This is a genomic window from Polymorphum gilvum SL003B-26A1 (assembly GCF_000192745.1).
GTDB lineage: Bacteria > Pseudomonadota > Alphaproteobacteria > Rhizobiales > Stappiaceae > Polymorphum > Polymorphum gilvum.
This window is the reverse complement of sequence record NC_015259.1, coordinates 3,452,089-3,473,302: the sequence shown is the minus strand read 5'-3', so window position 1 is coordinate 3,473,302 and position 21,214 is coordinate 3,452,089. Positions and strand designations below refer to the sequence as shown.

General features: G+C 66.0%; 19 protein-coding genes. 16 read left to right on the top strand and 3 right to left on the bottom strand.

The annotated features are described in order from the left end of the window. The first annotated feature begins 101 nt into the window (after nucleotides 1-101). Nucleotides 102-767 carry a response regulator transcription factor gene (locus SL003B_RS16265; protein ID WP_013653954.1) on the top strand — a complete coding sequence of 222 codons (666 nt, stop codon included), beginning with the start codon at nucleotides 102-104 and terminating at the stop codon, nucleotides 765-767. Nucleotides 768-776: 9 nt separating this feature from the next. On the opposite strand, the gene SL003B_RS16260 is transcribed toward SL003B_RS16265, so the two are convergent. After that, complete coding sequence (locus SL003B_RS16260; RefSeq protein ID WP_013653953.1) at nucleotides 777-4,301, bottom strand: hybrid sensor histidine kinase/response regulator; 3,525 nt, start codon at nucleotides 4,299-4,301, stop codon at nucleotides 777-779. Between the two features lie 265 nt (nucleotides 4,302-4,566). Between SL003B_RS16260 and mscL the strand changes: the two genes are divergently transcribed. From mscL to SL003B_RS16230, 6 genes are all read left to right on the top strand, one after another. After that, nucleotides 4,567-4,992 carry a large conductance mechanosensitive channel protein MscL gene (gene mscL / locus SL003B_RS16255; RefSeq protein WP_013653952.1) on the top strand — a complete coding sequence of 142 codons (426 nt, stop codon included), beginning with the start codon at nucleotides 4,567-4,569 and terminating at the stop codon, nucleotides 4,990-4,992. A gap of 149 nt (nucleotides 4,993-5,141) precedes the next feature. Continuing rightward, entirely contained in the window at nucleotides 5,142-6,314 is a 1,173-nt protein-coding gene (locus tag SL003B_RS16250; protein WP_013653951.1) for a pyridoxal phosphate-dependent aminotransferase, read from the top strand. Between the two features lie 93 nt (nucleotides 6,315-6,407). Beyond that, complete coding sequence (locus SL003B_RS16245; protein WP_013653950.1) at nucleotides 6,408-7,565, top strand: two-component system sensor histidine kinase NtrB; 1,158 nt, start codon at nucleotides 6,408-6,410, stop codon at nucleotides 7,563-7,565. A gap of 37 nt (nucleotides 7,566-7,602) precedes the next feature. Beyond that, nucleotides 7,603-8,208 (top strand): response regulator transcription factor, encoded by a 606-nt coding sequence (locus SL003B_RS16240; RefSeq protein ID WP_013653949.1) that lies wholly within the window; start codon nucleotides 7,603-7,605, stop codon nucleotides 8,206-8,208. 179 nt (nucleotides 8,209-8,387) lie between these two features. Then, the gene (locus tag SL003B_RS16235; RefSeq protein WP_013653948.1) at nucleotides 8,388-8,726 is read left to right on the top strand and encodes a response regulator; all 339 of its coding nucleotides are present in this window, start codon (nucleotides 8,388-8,390) and stop codon (nucleotides 8,724-8,726) included. Nucleotides 8,727-9,053: 327 nt separating this feature from the next. Further along, nucleotides 9,054-9,767 carry a Crp/Fnr family transcriptional regulator gene (locus tag SL003B_RS16230; protein WP_049792602.1) on the top strand — a complete coding sequence of 238 codons (714 nt, stop codon included), beginning with the start codon at nucleotides 9,054-9,056 and terminating at the stop codon, nucleotides 9,765-9,767. Nucleotides 9,768-9,913: 146 nt separating this feature from the next. Here SL003B_RS16230 and hemN read toward each other — a convergent pair whose 3' ends face one another. Then, the gene (gene hemN / locus SL003B_RS16225; protein WP_013653946.1) at nucleotides 9,914-11,278 is read right to left on the bottom strand and encodes an oxygen-independent coproporphyrinogen III oxidase; all 1,365 of its coding nucleotides are present in this window, start codon (nucleotides 11,276-11,278) and stop codon (nucleotides 9,914-9,916) included. Between the two features lie 180 nt (nucleotides 11,279-11,458). Here hemN and SL003B_RS16220 point away from each other — a divergent pair, with 180 nt between their 5' ends. The 9 genes from SL003B_RS16220 to ccoS all read left to right on the top strand — a co-directional run bounded on the left by SL003B_RS16220 (nucleotide 11,459) and on the right by ccoS (nucleotide 20,941). Then, on the top strand, nucleotides 11,459-12,508 hold the full coding sequence (locus tag SL003B_RS16220; RefSeq protein ID WP_013653945.1) for an AbrB family transcriptional regulator: 1,050 nt from the start codon (nucleotides 11,459-11,461) through the stop codon (nucleotides 12,506-12,508). 395 nt (nucleotides 12,509-12,903) lie between these two features. Continuing rightward, nucleotides 12,904-14,559: a cytochrome-c oxidase, cbb3-type subunit I gene (gene ccoN / locus SL003B_RS16215; RefSeq protein ID WP_013653943.1), complete on the top strand. Its 1,656-nt coding sequence runs from the start codon at nucleotides 12,904-12,906 to the stop codon at nucleotides 14,557-14,559. 15 nt (nucleotides 14,560-14,574) lie between these two features. After that, nucleotides 14,575-15,309 (top strand): cytochrome-c oxidase, cbb3-type subunit II, encoded by a 735-nt coding sequence (ccoO, locus tag SL003B_RS16210; protein ID WP_013653942.1) that lies wholly within the window; start codon nucleotides 14,575-14,577, stop codon nucleotides 15,307-15,309. 10 nt (nucleotides 15,310-15,319) lie between these two features. Further along, nucleotides 15,320-15,475, top strand: coding sequence for a cbb3-type cytochrome c oxidase subunit 3 (locus SL003B_RS16205; protein ID WP_013653941.1), 156 nt, complete (start codon nucleotides 15,320-15,322; stop codon nucleotides 15,473-15,475). Nucleotides 15,476-15,478: 3 nt separating this feature from the next. Continuing rightward, complete coding sequence (gene ccoP / locus SL003B_RS16200) at nucleotides 15,479-16,357, top strand: cytochrome-c oxidase, cbb3-type subunit III (RefSeq protein WP_013653940.1); 879 nt, start codon at nucleotides 15,479-15,481, stop codon at nucleotides 16,355-16,357. A gap of 162 nt (nucleotides 16,358-16,519) precedes the next feature. Then, entirely contained in the window at nucleotides 16,520-17,977 is a 1,458-nt protein-coding gene (gene ccoG, locus SL003B_RS16195) for a cytochrome c oxidase accessory protein CcoG (RefSeq protein WP_013653939.1), read from the top strand. 8 nt (nucleotides 17,978-17,985) lie between these two features. Beyond that, nucleotides 17,986-18,522: a FixH family protein gene (locus SL003B_RS16190; protein WP_013653938.1), complete on the top strand. Its 537-nt coding sequence runs from the start codon at nucleotides 17,986-17,988 to the stop codon at nucleotides 18,520-18,522. An 11-nt stretch (nucleotides 18,523-18,533) separates the two neighbouring features. Then, nucleotides 18,534-20,729: a heavy metal translocating P-type ATPase gene (locus tag SL003B_RS16185; protein WP_013653937.1), complete on the top strand. Its 2,196-nt coding sequence runs from the start codon at nucleotides 18,534-18,536 to the stop codon at nucleotides 20,727-20,729. A gap of 11 nt (nucleotides 20,730-20,740) precedes the next feature. Beyond that, nucleotides 20,741-20,941, top strand: coding sequence for a cbb3-type cytochrome oxidase assembly protein CcoS (ccoS, locus tag SL003B_RS16180; RefSeq protein WP_041375593.1), 201 nt, complete (start codon nucleotides 20,741-20,743; stop codon nucleotides 20,939-20,941). Between the two features lie 28 nt (nucleotides 20,942-20,969). Here ccoS and SL003B_RS23570 read toward each other — a convergent pair whose 3' ends face one another. After that, nucleotides 20,970-21,143, bottom strand: a complete 174-nt coding sequence (locus SL003B_RS23570; protein WP_158306641.1) for a hypothetical protein — start codon at nucleotides 21,141-21,143, stop codon at nucleotides 20,970-20,972. Nucleotides 21,144-21,214 lie beyond the last annotated feature (71 nt).

Here is a 21,214-nt window from a genome sequence, read left to right as displayed (position 1 = left end):
CACTCCGTCGTTGCATCCCGTCGCTGCATCCCGTCGTCACGCGCAATCACGGCGGTTGCACCGGGACGATCCGGAGCGGAACCAAGGGGAGGGCCAAGGGCGTGCCGGAAACCGCATACCGTTTCATTATTGCTGACGATCATCCCTTGTTCCGCGGCGCCTTGCGCCAGACCCTGGAGCTCCAATACCCCGGTTCGGTCATCGAGGAGGCCGGGACGCTGGAGGATGTCACCGCGCGGCTCGAGTCGGACGGCGAGGTCGATCTGGTTCTGCTGGACCTGACCATGCCCGGCATGCGCGGATTTTCCGGCCTGATGTACCTGCGCGCGCAGTTCCCCGCCGTGCCGGTGGTCATTGTGTCCGCCAACGAGGAGCCGCAGGCGATCCGGCGCTGTGTCGAATTCGGCGCCTCCGGTTTCATTCCCAAGTCCCACGGCATCGAGGTGATCCGCGAGGCGATCGCCGCAGTGATGAACGGCGGCGTCTGGACACCCCCGGAAGTCAACCTGGCCGCAGACGACGGCAGCGCCGAACTGGTGCAGCGGCTTGCGACGCTGACGCCGCAGCAGGTCCGCGTTCTGATGATGCTGTCCGAGGGCCTGCTGAACAAGCAGATCGCCTACGAGCTGTCGGTGTCCGAGGCGACTGTGAAGGCGCATGTCTCGGCGATCCTGCAGAAGCTCGGCGTCGAGAGCCGGACCCAGGCAGTGATCGCCGCCTCCCGCATCGAGGCCGGCCAGTGGCAGGTCTCGGTCGACGTCGAGTAGCGTCCGCGCCTATTCGGCTGGGGTCATCTCGGCCCGGCAGCGCGCCAGATGCGCGCGCAATGCCGCCGGCTTGACCGGCTTGTTGAGCATGTCGATGTCCTTGTCTTTGGCTTCGGCACGCACGGCCCGGCTGCGGTCGGCCGTGATGAGCAGCGCGGGAATGTCCGAGCCGAACTTCCATCGCAAGCGGACCACGCAGTCGATGCCGTTGCCCTGGTCGAGGTGATAGTCGACCAGCAGGATGTCCGGTCGTCGGCCGGCCTGGCCGATCTTGACGGCCGCCTCCATGTCGTCGCGGGCCGTGATCGCCTCGCAGCGCCAGCTTTCCAGCAGCCGGCGCATGCCGTCGAGGATGCCTGGTTCGTTATCGATGGCGAGCACCAGCAATCCATCCAGTTGCCCCGGCGGCGGCGGCGCTTCGGGCGGCTGGAATTCCACCGGCACGGCTGCGGCGACCGGCAACTCGACGGCGAAGCACGAGCCCTTGCCGACCTTCGAGCGCAACCGTACCGGATGGTCGAGCACCCGGCTGATCCGCTCCACGATCGACAGGCCGAGACCCAGCCCCTTGGCGGCCCGGATGCCGTCGTCGAGCCGGTGGAACTCCAGGAAGATCACCTTCTGCTTGGACGGCGGGATGCCGATGCCGGTATCGTGGATCTCGACCAGCACCTTTCCCATGTGGCGCCTGCAGCCGATCACGACGCGGCCGCTGCCGGTGTACTTGAGCGCGTTGGAAACCAGGTTCTGCAGCAAGCGGCGCAACAAGCGGCGATCCGAGCGTACCGACAGCGACGTCGACACGAAGGTCAGGGTGAGGCCTTTTTCCCGCGCAACCGGTTCGAACTCGAGATGCAAGGCGCGGAAGATCTCGTTGAGGCGGAAGACCGTGCATTCCGGCTTGAGCGCGCCGGTGTCGAGCCGCGAGATGTCGAGCACCGCGCCGATGATGTCCTCGACCGATTCCAGCGCGGCCTCGACGTTGCGCACCAGTTCGCCGGTCTCCCCGTCGCGGAAGCGGTCGACCAGCACGGAGGCATAGAGCCGGGCCGCATTCAGCGGCTGCAGGATGTCGTGGCCGGCGGCGGCCAGGAAGCGGGTCTTGCCGATATTGGCTTCCTCGGCGGCATTGGTCGCCTGTACGAGCTGCTGGTTGACACGGGTTAGTTCCTCGGTGCGTTCGCGCACCCGCCGCTCGAGGGTCTCGTTTGCCCGCGCTAGGGCGTCCTCGGCCATCACCCGTTCGGTGATGTCGGTGAAGGTGGTCACGATGCCGCCGCCGGGCATCGGGCTGATGCGGATCTCGAGCACGGTATCGGACAGGGCGAGCCGCTCCTGGAACGTGTCCTGGCGGACGACGAGGCGTTCGATACGGTCGGCGACGATGGCCTCGACGGGACCGCCGCCCAGTTCGCCGCGTTTGGCGTTGAAGCGGATGATCGCGTCGAGGGACGTGCCCACCTGGCCGTATTCCGGCGGCAGGCCGAGCAGGTCGCGGAACTGCCGGTTCCAGCAGATCAGCCGGAGGTCCCGGTCGAACACGCCGATGCCTTGGCGTACCTGGTCGAGCGCGGTCTGCAGCAGGTCGCGGTTGTACTGGATCGCCTCGGAGGCGTCGTCCAGCAGCTTCATGGCGCCTTTGACGGTCGTGTCCCGGCGCTTGATCATCAGTGACAGCACGAGGCGCGACGAGGCCGCGCCGATCGCCGACGCCAACAATTGTTCGGCGTAGCGCAGCATGGCAGCGTCGGTGGGCGCGGCAGGGTCCAGCGACAGGCCTCGCTCGTTGGCGAAGCGCGCGAAGGAGCGTTCGGTGCGTTCCTCGCCGAGATAGCGGGCGATCGTCGCCTTCAGGTCGCCGACCGTAACGGTGCTGCGCCACAGCCGAAGAGACGGGGTCGGGGCCAGGTCGGCGGGCACGAAGATGTTGGCCTGCAGCCGCTCCGCCGGCTCCGGCGGACGCGTCAGCGAGAAGCCGATGAAGAACACAAGATTGCCGAGAAGGCTCCAAAGCACGCCGTGAATGAACGGGTCGATCGAGATGTACAGCAGCGCCTGCGGCTTTAGAAACGTCAGGCCGAACGGGCCGGTGTCCAGGATGGTTCGCGGGATGAGGCCGGATTCCGCGAAGGTGGGCAGCAGCAGCGTATAGGCCCAGGTGGCGAAGCCGAACGCCATTCCGGCAATCGCCCCGCGCGCGGTCGCCCGCCGCCACACGAGCGCGCCGACGAAGGCCGGCGCGAACTGCGCGACGGCGGCGAAGGACAGCAGTCCGATGGCCGACAGCGCCGCCGTGTCGCCGGCTGCGCGATAGTAGGCATAGGCCAGCAGCAGGATCGCGAAGATCGCCATGCGCCGCGTGTTGAGCAGAAGCCGGCTCATGTCCCGGCCTGAGGCGGCGACGATCTCGTCTTCGCTACGCCGGCGCAGGATCAGCGGCACGACGATGTCGTTGGAGATCATGATCGCCAGCGCCACGGTGGCGACGATCACCATCGCGGTGGCCGCCGACAGGCCGCCGATGAAGGCGAACAGCGCCAGCCAGCCGTGGCCGGCGGCGATCGGCAGCGCGAGAACGTAGGTGTCGGGGTTTATGCCGTCACCGATCTGCAGCATGCCGGCGGCCGCGATCGGCACCACGAACAGGTTGATCAGAACCAGGTAGAGCGGAAACAGCCAGGTCGCCCGGCGCAGCTCGGCCTCCGAGTTGTTCTCCGTCACGGTGACGTGGAACTGGCGCGGCAGCAGCAGGACGGCGATGGTCGACAGGGTCGTCATCACCAGCCAGTGGTCGGTCCTCAGCGGCTGGGAGAACACCGCTGCGACCTCGGCATTGTGCGACATCGTCGAGATCAGGTCGACCGGTCCGTCATAGAGCGAATAGGTCACCCACACGCCGACGGCGAGGAAGGCGAACAGCTTGACGATCGCCTCGGCGGCGATCGCCAGCATCAGGCCCTCCTGGTGCTCGGTGGCGTCGATGTGGCGCGTGCCGAACAGCCAGGTGAACACCGCCATGCCGACCGCGATCAGCAGCGTGATGTCGCCGAACGAGGACAGCAGCCAGGCGTCGGCCGGCGGACCGATCGGGCCGATCATCGTCGTCACCGACAGCGACACCGCCTTGAGCTGCAGGGCGATGTAGGGAATGACGCCGATCACCGCGATGATGGTGGCGACGGCGGCGACCGACTGGCTCTTGCCGTAGCGCGCGCCGATGAAGTCGGCGATGGAGGTGATCCGTTCGGTCTTGGACAGCCGGATGATCCGGCGCAGGAGCGGATAGCCGAGCAGGAACAGCGCGATCGGGCCGAGGTAGATGGTCAGGAACTCGAAGCCGTTGCGCGTGGCGGCGCCGACCGAGCCGTAGAAGGTCCAGGACGTGCAGTAGACCGACAGCGATAGGGCGTAGATCAGCGGCCGGCCCTGGCCGGGCACGAGGCGGCGCGCCGTCCGGTCGCCGTAGCTGGCGATCGCGAACAGCAGCAGGATGTAGCCGAGCGCCGCGAGAATGACGATCCAGCCGTCCAGCATGCCCCTGTCGTTTCGCCTCCCTGGCCGCGCCGGCGCGCCGGCTGGCCCTCTTGCCGACGCCGCCCTGTCCGGGCGGCACCTTTTGCAGGAGATCGGATCACAAGCGCTGCCCCCTGTCCATTGGCCTTGCGGACGAACCCGCCACGGTGGTCCGCGAAGGCGAATTGCGCTGCAGCGTAAACAATGAGTTAATCCGCAGGCTGAACGGCGTTTCCGTCCGCCGCCGTCGCCGGACGGGTGCGCCGGCTCACTTAAGGGGGTTCTAATGTTCAAGGAATTCAAGGAATTCGCCATCAAGGGCAACATGCTGGACATGGCGATCGGCATCGTCATCGGCGCGGCCTTCAGCGCCATCGTGTCGTCGATGGTGGACGACGTGATCATGCCGCCGATCGGCCTCGTGCTCGGCAACGTCGACTTTTCCGAACTCTTCGTCATTCTCAAGCAGGGCACGCCCGAGGGGCCCTATGCCACCGTCGACGCGGCCAAGGCGGCCGGCGCGGTGACTTGGAACCTCGGCCTGTTCATCAACGCCGTGGTCAAGTTCCTGATTGTCGCCTTCGCCCTGTTCGTCGTCGTCAAGGGCGTCAACCGGTTGCGCCGTCAGCAGGAGCAAGCACCCGAGGCGCCGCCGGTGCCGCCGCGCCAGGAAGTCCTGCTCGAGGAAATCCGCGACCTGCTGAAGAAGTGACGGCAGCCGGAGCAGCGCCGGCCCCCGAGTCCGGCTCCGGCATCCATCAATTCCCGTGAACTGCGTTTCACGCAGTTTGACGTGTCTTTCGCCGCGAGGCTTTGTAAGGTCCCGCCCTTCTGGACCTCCTGCCCGAGACGGAGACACGCGTGACCACATCCCTGCTCGCCGCCCTGCGCGCGCCGGCGCGCCTTGCACCCGAGAGCGGCATCGTCGAAGTCGTCAACGCGGCCCGCGAGCGGGCCGACCTGGTGCCGCTGTGGGTCGGCGAGGGTGACCTGCCGACACCGGAGTTCATCTGCGCGGCGGCGGAGCGGTCGCTGCGCGACGGCGAGACCTTCTACACCTACCAGCGCGGACTTCCGACGCTGCGCGAGGCGTTGGCCCGCTACCATGAGCGCCTGTACGACAGGCCGTTCTCGCCTGACCGGTTTTTCGTCACCGGCTCCGGCATGCAGGCGATCCAGATCGCCCTGCAGATGGTCGCCGGCGACGGCGACGAGGTGCTCGTGCCGAGCCCGGCCTGGCCCAACTTCGCCGCCGCTGCGGAGGTGCTCGGCGCCCGGGCGGTTCCGGTCGAGATGGCCTTCTCGCCCGATGGCTGGACCCTCGACCTAGAGCGCCTGACCGCCGCGATCACGCCGCGGACCAGGGTCTTGTTCGTCAACTCGCCCTGCAACCCGACCGGCTGGGTCGCCGGACGCGAGATCCTCGCCGGCATGCTCGACGTCGCCCGCCGCCACGGCCTGTGGATTGTCGCCGACGAGGTCTACGGCCGCTTCTACTACGGCGAGGGCGGCCGGGCGCCGTCCTTCTACGACATCTGCGAGCCGGACGACCGGATCCTGTTCGTCAATACCTTCTCCAAGAACTGGGCGATGACCGGCTGGCGCATCGGCTGGCTGTCGGCGCCCGCGGAGCTCGGCCAGGTTGTGGAAAACCTGATCCAGTATTCGACCTCGGGGGTGGCTGCCTTCATGCAGCGCGCGGCGACCGTGGCGCTGGACGAGGGCGAGGCGTTCGTCGCCGAGCAGATCGCCCGCGCGGTGCGCGGCCGCGACCTCGTCTGCAGCGCCCTCGACGCCCTGGGGCAGGCCCGCTACGCCCCGCCGGCCGGCGCTTTCTATCTGTTTTTCGCGCTCGACGGCCATCCGGATTCGCGCCGGCTTGCCCTCGACCTGGCGACCGGCACGGGTCTCGGGCTGGCGCCCGGGTCGGCCTTCGGTGCCGGCGGCGGAGCCTTCTTGCGGCTGTGTTTCGCCCGCCGGGTCGATCACCTGGAAGAAGGGGCGCGACGAATTGCCGGCTGGCTGGCGCGTTGACGTGCAGCCTCGCAATGCGCTACGGGTTTTTGCGTAACAACTGAATCCGCAAGGATTTCTGGCGGTTCGGCGCGAAACCGGCGGCAGGGCGCGATGCGTGAGGGGCAAGTCAGGGAGGGGGAGCAGGCCTGGACGGTTTCCGGCGCGCGTCTTGCCAGCGTGCTGGACACGGCGGTCGACGGCATCGTCGTGATCGACGAGACGATGCACATCCTTGCCTACAACAAGGCCTGCGAGGCGCTGTTCGGCTATAGCCTCGGCGAAGCGCTTGGGCAGAACGTCTCGCTGATCATGCCGGCGCACTATGCCGTCGCGCACGACGGCTATGTCGAGAACTATCTCAGGACGGGCGAAAAGCGCATCATCGGCATAGGCCGTGAGGTCGCCGCCCGCCACAAGGACGGAACGGAATTCCCGGTCGAACTGTCGGTCGGCGAGGCGCCGACGCCCGACGGCCGCCAGTTCATCGGCATCCTGCGCGACCTCAGGCCGCGCAAGGCGGTGGAAAAGAGCCTCGCCCAGGCCCAGGCCCAGCTCATCCACATGACCCGCATCAGCGCCATTGACGAGATGGGCGCGGCGATCGCCCACGAACTCAACCAGCCCCTGACCGCGATCCTGCTCTATTTGCAGGCCGTGGCGCGCAAGACCAGACGCACCGGCGAGATCGACGACCAGACGCATGGAGTGATCGAGAAGGCGGTGCGCGAGGCGGAACGTGCCGGCGAGATCATCCAGCGCATGCGCCAGTTCGTCGAAAAGCGCGAGCCCGACCGCAGCGAGACCGATCTGCCCGCCTTCGCCCGCTCCTGCGTGGAACTGGTGGAACTCGGTTCGGCCGGCAGCGGCGTGCGGTTCTCGATCGCGCTGGACGACACCCTGCCGGCGCTGGCGATCGATCAGGTCCAGATTCGCCAGGTCCTGGTCAACCTGCTGCGCAACGCCAAGGAAGCGGTCGCGGACAGCCCGGTCAAGTCCGTGCGGCTGACCGTGACCCGCGCCGACGACTTCGTCGAGTTCCGGATCTCGGACAGCGGCCCCGGCGTGCCCAAGGAAGTGGTCCCGGAACTGTTCCGTGCTTTTTCGAGCCACAAGCGCAAGGGTCTCGGTCTCGGACTCGCCATTTCACGGACCATTGCACAAAATCATGGCGGCGACCTGCTACTGAAGCCGCCGTTGTCCGGCGAAGGGGCGACATTCATTCTCAGGTTGCCGATAGAATGCAACGCCGCTGAGGGTTCGAACGGATGAGCGGGCGTGTCGCGGTTCGGCCAAGAAAGGAAAAGCAATGACCACTGGCGCACAGGCAATCTACATCGTTGACGACGATCCTGCCGTGAGGGATGCCTTGGCCGTGGTCTTCGAAATGGAAGGCTTTGCCGTCGAAACCTTCGAGGACGGGGACACCTTCGTCGAGGCGGCCAGGCTCAAGGCGCCGGCCAGCGTTATCCTCGACGTGCACATGCCGGGTCGCTCCGGCATCGACGTCCTCAAGGCGCTCAGCGCCGACCACTATGACGCACCGATCTTCATCATCTCCGGTCAGGGCGACATTCCGATGGCGGTTGAGGCGATCCGCAACGGCGCCTTCGATTTCATCGAGAAGCCGTTCAACGCAGTCACCGTGGTGGACCGGGTGCGCGAAGGCATAGCCGCCACCAGGGCCCGCAGCCAGACCCAGTCCGACCTTCCTGGCGACTTTGCGGGTGCCGAACAACTGACCCGTCGCGAACGCGAGGTGCTGTCCGAGATCACGTCGGGCGCGTCCAACAAGGAAGCCGGCCGCTCTCTGGGCATCAGCCCCCGGACCGTCGAGGTACATCGCGCCAGGATCATGGAGAAGCTCGGTGCAAGGAATGCGGCCGACCTCGTGCGCATCGTTCTTGGACGCTGATGGCCCGGCCCAGGTGCGACCTGAGCGCGGGGCGCCGTGTGACCCACTCGCATCAAGCAAAATAATTGGAAACTTGCCGAAAATCCGGAAGGCAGTAGTAGTGCGTAGTTCGGAATGCGCCAAAAGGGCCTATATGGGGAGACTTGGTATCGGGTCTGCTTGCCGGGAGCTTCTGGTCGGTGACGGTTCACATCATAGAAGACGATTTCGCGGTGGCGGATGCGCTTGCGGTCCTTCTGTCGGGCGTGGGCCACGAAACCGTTTGCTATCCCGATGCGGAATCCTTTTTCGAAGCTCGGCCGCCAAATCCCGATGATTCGGTCATCGTCGACCTCGGTCTGCCGGGACTGAGCGGCGTCCAGGTCGTGCGCTGGCTCGAGCAGATGCGCCAGCCACCTCGGATCATCGTGATCTCCGGCCAGTCGAACAATCAGATCCGCAGGATCTTCGACGAGATCCGGCCTGTCGTCTTCCTGCGCAAGCCGCTGACCGAAGAAGCGCTCGTCCCCTACCTTTGACTCGCCCGGTGGCTCGCTTCCGCCTGTCTGGCGCGTACGTGCTGGCCGTTCGCGGTCTCCCTTCTGTCGGCGCCGACAAGCTGCAAGTGCCTTTTGGACGCTGCGGAATTTGCTGATCCTCTTCCGGTCGATCCAGCTAGGTAGAAGGCCTTACGCGTTCGACCGGATTTTGCATGGTCGAGGGTCGGTCTACGGTTTCGGTGTCGGCGAACAAGTCACTTCTGTCGGACGGGGCAGAAGCGACACTTTGACCAGCCAGGACGGTCTTCCACTCGGTGTAGGATCGCAACCTCTGGACCGGTGCGTCGGCTGCCAATGGAGGGAAGAATGGCTTACCTTGACCGAAACCCGGGGATCGATATCGCTCAGCGAACCGCCGTCTTTGGTACTGCCGTTGCAGACGAGGTGCCCAGTCTGGCCGCTTTCGGAGCCAAGACATCGCATTTCAAGCCGCACGAAGTCGTCTATTACGAAGGCGACCCGGCAGACCGGATCTTCGAGCTGGCCAAGGGGAGCGTCATGCTCTTCAAGCTCCTGCCCGACGGGCGGCGCCAGGTGGTCGAGGTTCTGCGACCCGGCGACATCTTCGGCATTCCGGCCGGCAAGGAACAGAATTGCACCGCCGAAACGCTGACCGACGCCAAGGTGAACGTAGTGGACATGAACCACATCGCCGGCTCGCCGGACTTCCAGCGTCAGATCACCCGCTGCCTCGCGGCCCAGATGCAGGTGTTGCATGAGCACGCCGTTCTGTTGGGCCGCAAATCGGCGATGGAGCGTGTCGCCAGTTTCCTGATGCATCTCGTTCCCGACCGCGGCGGCACGGAATGCGCCGGTCCGTCCGAGACGGGAGGCGATACGCGTCAGTTGAAACTGTTCATGACTCGTCAGGAAATCGCTGACTATCTCGGTCTGACCATTGAGACCGTCAGCCGGGTCATCTCGGAGATGAAGCGCCGCGGTCTGATCACTGTCGAGCGCAACGACGAGATCCGCCTGAACAAGGTCTGTGCCATGTGTCAGTTGACCGGCAAGCACTGACGCGGTTTCCACGGCATAAATCCTTACGTTACGTTATGGGTCGGCCTCAAGCCGGCCCTTTGTTTTCCCGGCCTTCGCTTGTCATGGTCTGCTCGGGCGCGGCCTTCGGCCAGGCAGCCTGCGTTCGTCGCGACAACGACCGTTTTCTAAACGGCCATCGAATGGCGCGGCACGACGGCGGTCGGTGCGGCCTTGCCCAGATAGGCGTCGAACGCCGCGGCGGCGATGCGCACATAGGTGCGGCCCGCATCCGTCAGCCGGACCCTGTAGCCGTCGACGAGCGCAAGTCCGTCGACGACCAAATCGTCCAGCTTCGCGATGCTCTCGTCGAAGGCGGAGACTTGCATTCCGTGAGCAGTCGCGATCGCGGCGACGTCGGCCTCGTAGTCGGTCATCAGCCGTTCGATGATGTCGGCCCGCGCGCGGTCGTCGTCGTCCATGGCGATGCCGCGCACGATCGGCAGGCGACCGGCCTCGATCGCCCTCTCCCAGGCACCGACGTCCGACGCATTCTGGACGTAGCCTTGGTGCAGCAGGCCGATCGAGGAGACGCCGAGGCCGATCAGGGCGGTTGCGGTATCCGTGGTGTAGCCCTGGAAATTGCGGCGCAGCCTGCCCTCGCGCTGAGCGATTGCCATGGAATCGTCCGAAAGCGCGAAATGGTCGAGACCGATCGCTTCGTAACCGGCCTCCAGCAGCGCGGAGCGCGCGATCTCGGCGAGTTCCAGGCGGAGTTGCGGGCTCGGCAGCGCCGCCTCGTCGATGAGGCGCTGGTGTTTCTTCATCCAGGGCACATGGGCGTAACCGAACAGCGCGATCCGCGACGGCGCCAGTTCGAGCGTGCGCGCCACCGTATCGAGGATCGTTGCACTGGTCTGATGCGGCAAGCCGTACATCAGGTCGAAGTTGAGGGCGGTGATGCCGGCGTTGCGCAGGGCGTCGGTGGCCCTGACCACGTCATCGTAAGGCTGGACGCGGCCGATCGCCCGCTGCACGACGGGATCCATGTCCTGGACACCCAGGCTCGCCCGATTCACGCCGATGGCGGCCAGCGTCGCGGCTAGGCCCGGTGACACCAGCCGCGGGTCGAGCTCTATGGCATGTTCCAGGTCGGGCGACAGCGCGAAGGAGACCCGCAGCAGGCCGGCGAGTTCCAGCAAGCTTTCCTGCGGCAGCAGGCTCGGCGTTCCGCCGCCCCAGTGGATGTGGCTGACCGGCCGCGCGGAACCGAGTTTCTCCGCGACGAGTTCGATTTCCCGGCCGAGCGTCTTCGCATAGGCGATCAGCGGCGCGTCCTTGCGCGTCGCCTTTGTGTGACAGCCGCAATAGTGACAGATCTCGCGGCAGAACGGCACGTGCAGATAGAGCGAAAGCTCCGTTTCCGGCGGGCAGGCCCTGAGCCAGTCGGCATAGAGGGCGCCGTCGATTCCGCCGTGGAAATGCGGCGCCGTCGGATAGCTCGTGTAGCGGGGAACGTTCCGCGACGCGTAGGTGAGGGCGTTCTTGGTCATGATCTGTTCATGCCACGGTTGCCGGCAGAGGCGCCTTGATCTTGCTCAAGACCCTGCACCGATTGCAGTCCGCGGTTGCGGAGCGAGGAAAAACGCAAACAGGACTGGCCGGAACGGCATGTGGATGTATAAACGGAAGGCTCACTGCCGCACCGATCCTCCCTCGGCCTTCTCGTGACCATGCCCCGTTTCGATTCCACCCTGCTGAAGGCGCTCGCCGCGACCCTGTTCGTCGGCGCGGTGGGGGGCTTTGTGTTCGACCGGATCGACGTGCCGGCGGCCTGGCTGTCGGGCTCGATGGTCGCGGTCGCCCTGGCGTCCCTCGCGGGCATGCCGTCGGCCTTCCCCAACCGCCTGCGCGACGGCATGTTCATCCTGCTCGGCATGATGATGGGGGCCGGCGTGACGCCCGAGACGGTCGAGCGCATCGGCGATTGGCCGGCGTCCATGGCGATGTTGGCGCTGGTCGTCGTCGCGGTAACCGGCGCGACCTATGCCTTCCTGCACGGCGTCGCGAAATGGCCGCGCGAGACCGCCTATTTCAGCGCCATTCCCGGTGCGCTGTCGTTCGTCATCGCGCTCGCGTCCGAACGCTCCGCCGACCTGCCGAAGATCGCGGCCTCGCAGACCGTGCGGCTGTTCTTTCTGGTTGCCATCCTGCCGGCGCTGATCGTCGGAACCGAGCCCATGCCGAGCCTGGCGACAGCGCCCGCCACACTGCCGCCGTGGTACGAACTCGGTGCCGCCTTCCTCGCCTGCTTCGCCGGCAGCATCGTCGCGATTCGTCTGAACGTCCCCGGCGGCTGGCTGACTGGCGCCTTCTTCGTCAGCGCGGCGCTCAATGCCTCCGGCCTCACTCATACCATGCCCCCGGAAACCGTCCTGATCGCTTGTTATATCGGCCTGGGCTCGATGATCGGCACTCGCTTCAGCGGCACGACCGTGGCCATGTTCGTCCGTCTCGTGCTCGCCTCGATCGGCGCCTTCGTCGTCGGCATCCTGGTCTCCGTTGCAGGCGCCTGGCTCATCGCCGTCTGGCTGAACCTGCCGTTCGGTCAGGTGCTGCTCGCCTATGCGCCGGGCGGGCTGGAGGTCATGACGCTGCTCGCCTTCATGCTCGACCTCGACCCGGCCTTCGTCGCGGCGCACCAGCTTGCCCGCTACGTCGTGCTCGTCCTGATCCTGCCGGCTGCGACCCTTGCAATCATCGGTCGGGCTCCGCGCCGGTGATCCCGACCGGCGCGGTGGCGAATCGGCCGGCGTTCCCACGTAAGGGGGTGGGTCGGAACACGAAGTTTCCGCTGCGTCCGAAAGCTGCTGCGCTGCGTCAATCGCGCGCATCGGGGCCTGGTAGCGGGCATGTCGATCCTTTTATTTTCAATCTTCGAAGTATTAAAATTAATTTTGAAAACAAAGATATAAGTGAGGTTTTCCGTGTCGCGGGCCCCGTCGGGAGGGGGATGCGCGTTTCTGTGGACGACTGCCTGCGGCCATCCGTCCGACTGCGCCGCACAACGGCGCGCGGCACAAGTTGATCTGAATCAACGCGTTTCGGGCCCACCCGTGCGCAAGGTCAATCCGGCTCGCTGGCACAGTGCAGCGACGAACAAGACTGGGGCGGAAGAATGGCACATTCAAAAGCCAGACTCATCTCGCTCGAGGAGGGGCTGTTCGCGGCCTTCCTCGTGCTTTTGGCATTTGCCTGCCTGATCGTGGCGGGCAAGACCTACGACCAAGTGATGGCGTTTCACGCGTCCGTCGGCGCGCTCTTTGCGGCGGTGGGCGTCTTCGTCATTTTCAAGAGCTATTTCAACGACGGCGGCATTGCGATCCCCCAGGAGATCGACGGCAAGCCCAACTACAACCTGGGTCCGATCAAGTTCGGCGCCATTGCCGCCATGTTCTGGGGCATCGCGGGCTTCACGGTGGGGCTCATCATCGCCCTGCAACTCGCCTATCCGGTGCTCAACTTCGACCTGCCCTGGACCAATTTCGGCCGTCTGCGGCCGCTGCACACCTCCGCGGTGATCTTCGCCTTCGGCGGCAACGTGCTGATCGCCACCTCCATGTACGTGGTGCAGCGCACCAGCCGCGCGCGCATGCCCGGCAAGGTGCTGCCCTGGTTCGTCATCCTCGGCTACAACGCCTTCATCGTGATCGCGGGTACGGGCTATCTGCTCGGCGCCACCCAGTCGAAGGAATATGCCGAGCCGGAATGGTACGCCGACCTCTGGCTGACCATCGTCTGGGTCGCCTACCTGTTCCTGTTCCTCGGCACGCTGTGGAAGCGCAAGGAGCCGCATATCTATGTGGCGAACTGGTTCTACCTGGCCTTCATCGTCACCATCGCAATGCTGCACCTGGTCAACAACGCCACCGTTCCGGTGTCGGTGTTCGGCACCAAGTCATACATCGTCTGGTCGGGCGTGCAGGATGCCATGGTGCAGTGGTGGTACGGCCATAACGCGGTTGGCTTCTTCCTGACCGCCGGCTTCCTCGCCATCATGTACTACTTCGTGCCCAAGCGCGCCGAGCGGCCGGTCTATTCCTACCGCCTGTCGATCGTGCACTTCTGGGCGCTGATCTTCATCTACATCTGGGCCGGCCCGCATCACCTCCACTACACGGCGCTGCCGCAGTGGGCGTCGACGCTGGGCGCCACCTTCTCGATCATCCTGTGGATGCCCTCCTGGGGCGGCATGATCAACGGCCTGATGACGCTGTCGGGTGCCTGGGACAAGCTCAGGACAGACCCGGTGCTGCGCATGATGGTGGTGTCGGTCGCCTTCTACGGCATGTCGACCTTCGAAGGCCCGCTGATGAGCCTGCGTGCGGTCAACTCGCTGTCGCACTACACCGACTGGACCATCGGTCACGTCCATTCCGGCGCGCTGGGCTGGGTCGGCTACATCTCCTTCGGCGCGCTCTACTGCCTGGTGCCCTGGCTGTGGCAGAAGAAGGGCCTGTACTCGCTCAAACTGGTCAACTGGCACTTCTGGCTGTCGACCATCGGCATCGTGCTCTACATCACCGCGATGTGGGTGTCCGGCATCATGCAGGGCCTGATGTGGCGGGCGTATGACTCGCTCGGCTTCCTGGAGTACTCGTTCATCGAGACCGTCGATGCGATGTATCCCTTCTATGTCATCCGTGCTCTCGGCGGTGCGCTCTTCGTGCTCGGCGCCCTGATCATGGCCTACAATTTGTGGATGACCGTCCGTCATGGCGAGGCCGAGCAGGCCGAAGCCAAGGCAGGCGGCGCCCTGGCCCCGGCTGAATAAGGGGGAGGCGCGAACATGTCTGTTTGGAACAAGCACCAAGTCTTCGAGAAGAACTCGCTGGTTCTGCTGGTCGGCATTCTCGTCATGGTCGCCATCGGCGGCCTGGTCGAGATCGTCCCGCTGTTCTACCTGAAGAGCACGATCGAGAAGGTGCAGGGCATGCGTCCCTACACACCCCTCGAACTCGCCGGCCGCAACATCTACATCCGCGAGGGCTGCTACCTGTGCCACTCGCAGATGATCCGCCCGATGCGCGACGAGCTTGAGCGCTACGGCCACTTCTCGCTGGCGGCGGAGTCGATGTACGACCATCCGTTCCAGTGGGGCTCCAAGCGCACCGGTCCGGACCTCGCCCGCGTCGGCGGCAAGTACTCCGACGAGTGGCACCGCGACCATCTGGTCGATCCGCGCTCGGTCGTGCCGGAATCGATCATGCCCGGCTATCCGTTCCTGCTGAACGCGACCCTGGGCACGCGCGATATCGCCGACCACCTGAAGACCAACGCGATCATCGGCGTCCCCTACACCGAGACGATGATCGAGAACGCAGCGGCAGACCTTCTGGCTCAGGCCAACCCGGATGCCGATGGCGTCGATGCCTTCCTGGAGCGCTATCCGAATGCGATCGTGCGCGACTTCGACGGCAACCCGCAGAAGGTTACGGAGATGGACGCGCTCGTCGCCTATCTCCAGATGCTCGGCACGCTGGTCGACTTCTCGATCTACGACTCCAAGGCAGACCTGAGGTGAGGAGGCTGGCATGAACGAGACCTATACGTCCCTGGCCGCCTTCGCCCAGACCTGGGGGCTGCTCTACTTCGTGATCCTGTTTGGCATCGTGCTCGCCTACGCCCTGTGGCCGAAGAACCGCAAGCGTTTCGAGGATGCCGCGAACATCCCGTTCCGGGAGGATTGATCCATGACCGATACTCACAACAAGGAAGTCGATGCGCTGTCAGGCGTGGAGACGACCGGCCACGAATGGGATGGCCTGAAGGAACTGAACAACCCGCTGCCGAAGTGGTGGCTCTACGTCTTCTATGCCACCATCGTGTGGGCCATCGGCTACTGGATCGTCTATCCGTCCTGGCCACTGCTGACCACCTACACGGCCGGTGTCCTCGGTAACAGCCAGCGCGCCGACGCGCTGGCCGCGCTGGAGGCCGGCATGGCGGAACGCGCGCAGATCGGCTCGGCGCTCGTCGATGCCTCGCTGGACGACATCCGCTCGACCCAGGGCATGCTGGACTTCGCCATGGCCAACGGTCGGGCGGCCTTCGGCGACAACTGCGCGCCCTGCCACGGCTCCGGCGCGACCGGCTCGCTCGGCTACCCGAACCTGCAGGACGACGCCTGGATCTGGGGCGGCACGCTGGACGACATCCACACCACGCTGAAATACGGCATCCGTTCGGGGCACGATGAAGCCCGCATCGGCGACATGCCGGCCTTCGGCCGCGACGGTCTGCTCGACAAGGACGAGATCGATCAGGTCGCGAGCTATGTCGCCGCCCAGGCCGGCCTGGAGCCGGAGGCGGGCGTCGATCTGGCCGCTGGCGAGACGGTCTACCTCGACAACTGTGCATCCTGCCACGGCGAGGACCTTAAGGGCATGCGCGAGGTCGGTGCGCCCGACCTGACCGCGGCGAACTACCTGTATGGAAAGTCCGTGGCCGCGATCAAGGCGCAGGTCAACGCGCCGCGCAACGGCGTCATGCCGGCCTGGGAAGGCCGTCTTGACCCGGCGACGATCAAGTCGCTGGCCGTCTATGTCCACGCCTTCGGCGGCGGCGAGTGATCGCTGCGGGACAGGATGTCGCGGGTTGATCCGTCGCAAGGCCGAAGCCTTCGAGCAGGGCTAGACTTGCAACCATACTGAAAAAAGGGCCGGCCGAGCGCCGGCCCTGATCATCACGAAGATCCGTAGGGGCCGGATCGCGCTTTGAGAAGGACGGAATCGATGCGCGTCGAGCCAGATGCCGCAGTGGGCAGCGGCCAGCCGGACGAATGGTTCGCCTCTGCCAAGAAGATCTATCCCATGGCCACCCATGGGACGTTCCGAAGGATCAAGTGGGCCCTTCTGTTCATCACCCTCGGCATCTACTACCTGTTGCCCTTCGTGCGCTGGGACCGGGGGCCGGAGGCGCCCGACCAGGCGGTCCTGATCGACCTCGCCGGCCGCCGCGCCTATTTCTTCTTCATCGAGATCTGGCCGCAGGAGGTCTACTACCTCACCGGCCTGCTGATCGTTGCGGCGATGGCCCTGTTCCTGATGAACGCTGTCGCCGGCCGCATCTGGTGCGGCTACCTCTGTCCGCAGACCGTGTGGACCGACCTGTTCCTGTGGGTCGAGCGCAAGGTCGAGGGCGACCGGCGCGAGCGCATCGCGTTCGACAAGGCGCCGTGGACCGCCAAGAAGGTCGCCAGGCGCGCGACCAAGCATTTCCTGTGGCTGATGATCGCCTGGTGGACCGGCGGCGCATGGGTTCTGTATTTCGCCGACGCGCCGACCATCGTCTACGAACTCGCCACCTTCCAGGCGCCGGTGAGTGCCTATGTCTGGATCGGCATCCTGACCGCCACGACCTATCTTCTGGCCGGCTTCATGCGAGAGCAGGTGTGCATCTACATGTGCCCCTGGCCGCGCATCCAGGCTGCGCTGACCGACGAGAAGGCGCTCAACGTTACCTATCGCTGGGACCGCGGCGAGCCGCGCGGGTCGCTCAAACACAACAGGGAACTGGAAGCCAAGGGCCTGCCGGCCGGCGACTGCATCGACTGCAACCAGTGCTATTTCGTCTGTCCGACCGGCGTCGACATCCGCAAGGGGATGCAGCTCGACTGCATCCAGTGCGGCCTGTGCATCGACGCCTGCGACAACATCATGACCAAGATCGGCAAGCCGACGGGTCTGATCGGCTACGACACCGACGAGAATATTGAGCGCCGCGTCGCCGGCAAGGAACCGGTCTACGAGATCGTCCGCCCGCGTACGGTGATCTACGCGGCGATCATCGCCCTGGTCGGTGCCCTTATGCTCTATGCGTTGCTCAGCCGCGATTTCGCCGGCATCAGCGTGCTGCATGACCGCAATCCGATCTTCGTCACCCAGAGCGACGGCAGCGTCCGCAACGGCTATACCGTGCGCCTGATGAACAAGCGCAACCATGCCCGCAGCTTCGTGTTGAACGTTGAGGGAATGCCGGGCGGGTCGCGGATCGAGGCGGTCGGCATCGATCAGTATGTCGACGGCCGCCCGTTCATCGAGGTTGGGCCCGACCAGACCCGGGAGTTGCGCGTTCTCGTCCATTCGCCGGCGGGTACGAAGATGCCGCCGTCGACGCCGGTGACCTTCCGGCTGACGGAATCGGTCATGGGCGAGGTCGTCACCACAAAAGACTACTTCAAGGCACCATAGGAGGGACCATGTCGACGATCGGAAATGCCGGCCCGATTCGGGACGCGGACAGCAGCGGCGGCAAGCCGATGACCGGACGCACGGTGCTGCTGTGGCTGGTCGGCTTCTTCGGGGTCATCTTCGCCGCCAACGCGGTGTTCCTGTGGGTCGCGCTCGGGTCGTTCCCGGGCGTCGTGGTCGAGAGTTCCTACACGGCGGGACAGCTCTACAACCAGGAAATCGCGGCCGCACGGGAACAGGCGGCGCGGGGCTGGGCGGTCGAGGCCGGTCTCGACCGGTCGGCCGGCGGCACGGCGCGCATCGTCGTGCGTGCCCGCGACGGCGCGGGGCTGCCGGTTACCGGCGTTGCCTTCACCGCCCGTCTCAACCATCCGACCCGCCAGGGCGCCGACCATCTCATCCTGCTCCAGGAGGAGGAGACCGGCCGCTTCGTCGGTCACACGGAGGCGTCGCTTGACGCCGGCAACTGGAATCTCATCCTCGAGGCGGAGGGCGGCGAGGGCAGGGTGTTCCGGTCGGAGAACAGGTTGTTCCTGAAAGAATAGGAGTTGCGCGCATGACGGTTCACATGCGCGACTGGGAATCCTTCGTGACGCCGGCCGAGGACGGGTCGGTCCGTATGGATCTTGCGGTCGAGGGGATCACCTGCGCGGCGTGCATGAGCGAGATCGAGCGCGGCCTGGCCAGGCTTCCCGGCATCGCCCATGCCCGGGTAAACCTGACCAGCCAGCGGCTTGCGGTCGCCTGGCGGGCCGAGGAAACCGGAGCAGAGGACATCGTCGCGGCGCTGGACCGCATGGGTTACCGCGCCCATCCCTTCGATCCAGCCGCCCAGAAGGAGCGTCAGGACCGGGACGGCCGCGAGTTGTTGCGCGCCATGGCGGTGGCAGGCTTTGCCGGCATGAACATCATGCTGCTGTCGATTTCGGTCTGGTCCGGCAACGTCACCGACATCACTCCCGAAACGCGCGACCTGTTCCACTGGGTGTCGGCGATCATTGCCTTGCCCACGGTCGCCTATTCCGGGCGGCCGTTCCTGCGCAGCGCGCTTGCAGCCCTCGGCGCCGGGCGGCTGAACATGGACGTGCCGATCGTCATCGGCGTCACCCTCGCCGTCGGTCTGTCCTTCGTGCAGACCATGCAGAGCCAGCATCACGCCTATTTCGAATCGGCGGTGATGTTGCTGTTCTTCCTCCTGGTCGGGCGCTATCTCGACCACAACATGCGACGCAGGACGCGGTCGCTGGCCGAGAACATCGCCGCCCTGAAGGCGGAGGTCGCGGCCCGCATCGGGGCGGACGGAGCGGTGCGCGAGGTGCCCCTGTCGAAGATCGAGCCCGGCGACCTGGTGCTCGTCACCGCCGGCGAGCGCATCCCGGTCGACGGCATCGTCGAATTCGGCCGCTCGGAGATCGACCAGAGTCTGGTCACCGGAGAAACCGCCCTGCAGCCCGTCGGCGCCGGCGAGCGCGTCTATGCCGGCACGCTCAACGCCGACGGCGTCCTGAAGGTGCGCGTGTCCGCGGCGTCGGGTGCCACCCTGCTCGACGAGGTCAACCGGCTGCTCGAGGCGGCCGCGCAGGCCAAGTCGACCTACGTCCGCCTCGCCGACAAGGCGGCAGCCCAGTATTCGCCGCTGGTCCATGGTGCTGCGGCTCTGACCTTCCTCGGCTGGATCCTGGCCGGGCTCGACTGGCAGCCCGCCCTGGTGATCGCCATCTCCGTGCTGATCATCACCTGTCCCTGCGCCCTCGGTCTCGCCATTCCGGCCGTCCAGGTCGTCGCCTCTGGCCAGCTGTTCCGCTCCAGCGTGCTGATCAACTCCGGCGATGCCATCGAGCGGCTCGCCGCTGCCGATACGATCGTCTTTGACAAGACCGGCACGCTGACCCTTGCCGAGCCGCAATTGATCGAACCGGCCGTGCCGATGGACGCGGTGCTTGATCTGGCCGGCCGTCTTGCGCTGTCGAGCAAGCATCCGCTGGCTCTCGCTCTGGCCCGTGCGGTTGGGGCCGACCGCCCGCTCGACGGTGTCGTCGAGACGACCGGCGCCGGCGTCGAGGCTGTCCACGAGGGCTTGCTCGTGCGCCTTGGCAGTCCCGCCTTCTGCGGCGTCGACGAGGCCGCCGTCGCGGAGGCCCTCGCACGCCATCCCGATGCCTCGCTGCTCGCGCTCAGGATCGGCGAGGCGGCGCCGCGGCTGCTGCCGATGCGCCAGTCGCTGCGGCCCGACGCGGCGGCGACCGTCGCGGCGTTGCGCGCCCGCGGCTACCGGATCGAGATCCTGTCCGGTGACCGGGCCGGCGCCGTCGACACGGCCGCGCGCGCGCTCGGCATCGCCGACTGGCGCGCCGGCCTGACGCCGGCCGACAAGATCGCGCGGCTGGAGGAGCTCAAGGCCGATGGCCGCTGCGTGCTGATGGTCGGCGACGGCCTCAACGACGCTCCGGCGCTTGCCGGCGCCCATGTCTCGCTGTCGCCGGTGACCGCCGTCCATCTCAGCCAGGCCGCGGCCGACGCCGTCTTTCTCGGCGACCGGCTTGCACCCGTGGCAGAGGCGCTCGCCATCGCGCGCAAGGCAAAGACCGCCATGATGCAGAACCTGTGGATCTCGGTGATCTACAATTTCATCGCCGTTCCGATCGCCGTTGCCGGCTACGTCACGCCGCTGATTGCGGCGCTGGCCATGTCGGGGTCGTCGATTATCGTCACGGCCAACGCGCTGCGGCTGCGGCTCGGCGCCGGGAAATAGGAGCCGTCGCCGTGGATGTCCTGCTGTACCTGATCCCGATCGCGCTGTTTCTCGGCCTGCTCGGCCTAGTCGCCTTCCTGTGGTCGCTGAAGAGCGGCCAGTACGACGACCTGGAGGGCGCCAAGTGGCGCATCCTGCAGGACGACGACCTTCCCGACCAGCCCGACCGCGGTTCCGGCAGGGAGGAGGAGGACGGCGAGGAGCGCCGCTGACAGGCCGGCGGAGCGTCGGCGGCGGTCGTCAGCCGACCACGGTGGTGAGGATCATGCTGCCGGCAACGACCAGCAGCGCCAGGCCCGAGACGAGCAGGACGTTCTCGCGCAGCGGGGCGCCGGCGATCTCGGACGCAGCTGCCCTGAGCGCGCCGTGCGCGTCCCCGGCCTTGCCGTCGTCGGCTTCTCGCTCCGCCCGCATCGTCCCCTCCGATCCCTGAATGTCCTGCGCGGCCGGCTGTGTGCCGTCCGCTTGTGCTGTTTGCGACAGAT

What these genes read in the sequence shown, in the direction of transcription:
- ccoG (WP_013653939.1), top strand. Translation starts at nt 16,520, where the DNA reads ATGCGCGTCGAGCCAGATGCCGCAGTGGGCAGCGGCCAGCCGGACGAA.
- SL003B_RS16245 (WP_013653950.1), top strand. Translation starts at nt 6,408, where the DNA reads ATGCGTGAGGGGCAAGTCAGGGAGGGGGAGCAGGCCTGGACGGTTTCC.
- SL003B_RS16190 (WP_013653938.1), top strand. Translation starts at nt 17,986, where the DNA reads ATGTCGACGATCGGAAATGCCGGCCCGATTCGGGACGCGGACAGCAGC.
- ccoO (WP_013653942.1), top strand. Translation starts at nt 14,575, where the DNA reads ATGTCTGTTTGGAACAAGCACCAAGTCTTCGAGAAGAACTCGCTGGTT.
- ccoP (WP_013653940.1), top strand. Translation starts at nt 15,479, where the DNA reads ATGACCGATACTCACAACAAGGAAGTCGATGCGCTGTCAGGCGTGGAG.
- mscL (WP_013653952.1), top strand. Translation starts at nt 4,567, where the DNA reads ATGTTCAAGGAATTCAAGGAATTCGCCATCAAGGGCAACATGCTGGAC.
- SL003B_RS16205 (WP_013653941.1), top strand. Translation starts at nt 15,320, where the DNA reads ATGAACGAGACCTATACGTCCCTGGCCGCCTTCGCCCAGACCTGGGGG.
- hemN (WP_013653946.1), bottom strand. Translation starts at nt 11,278, where the DNA reads ATGACCAAGAACGCCCTCACCTACGCGTCGCGGAACGTTCCCCGCTAC.
- SL003B_RS16230 (WP_049792602.1), top strand. Translation starts at nt 9,054, where the DNA reads ATGGCTTACCTTGACCGAAACCCGGGGATCGATATCGCTCAGCGAACC.
- SL003B_RS16260 (WP_013653953.1), bottom strand. Translation starts at nt 4,301, where the DNA reads ATGCTGGACGGCTGGATCGTCATTCTCGCGGCGCTCGGCTACATCCTG.
- SL003B_RS16240 (WP_013653949.1), top strand. Translation starts at nt 7,603, where the DNA reads ATGACCACTGGCGCACAGGCAATCTACATCGTTGACGACGATCCTGCC.
- SL003B_RS23570 (WP_158306641.1), bottom strand. Translation starts at nt 21,143, where the DNA reads ATGCGGGCGGAGCGAGAAGCCGACGACGGCAAGGCCGGGGACGCGCAC.
- SL003B_RS16220 (WP_013653945.1), top strand. Translation starts at nt 11,459, where the DNA reads ATGCCCCGTTTCGATTCCACCCTGCTGAAGGCGCTCGCCGCGACCCTG.
- ccoN (WP_013653943.1), top strand. Translation starts at nt 12,904, where the DNA reads ATGGCACATTCAAAAGCCAGACTCATCTCGCTCGAGGAGGGGCTGTTC.
- SL003B_RS16185 (WP_013653937.1), top strand. Translation starts at nt 18,534, where the DNA reads ATGACGGTTCACATGCGCGACTGGGAATCCTTCGTGACGCCGGCCGAG.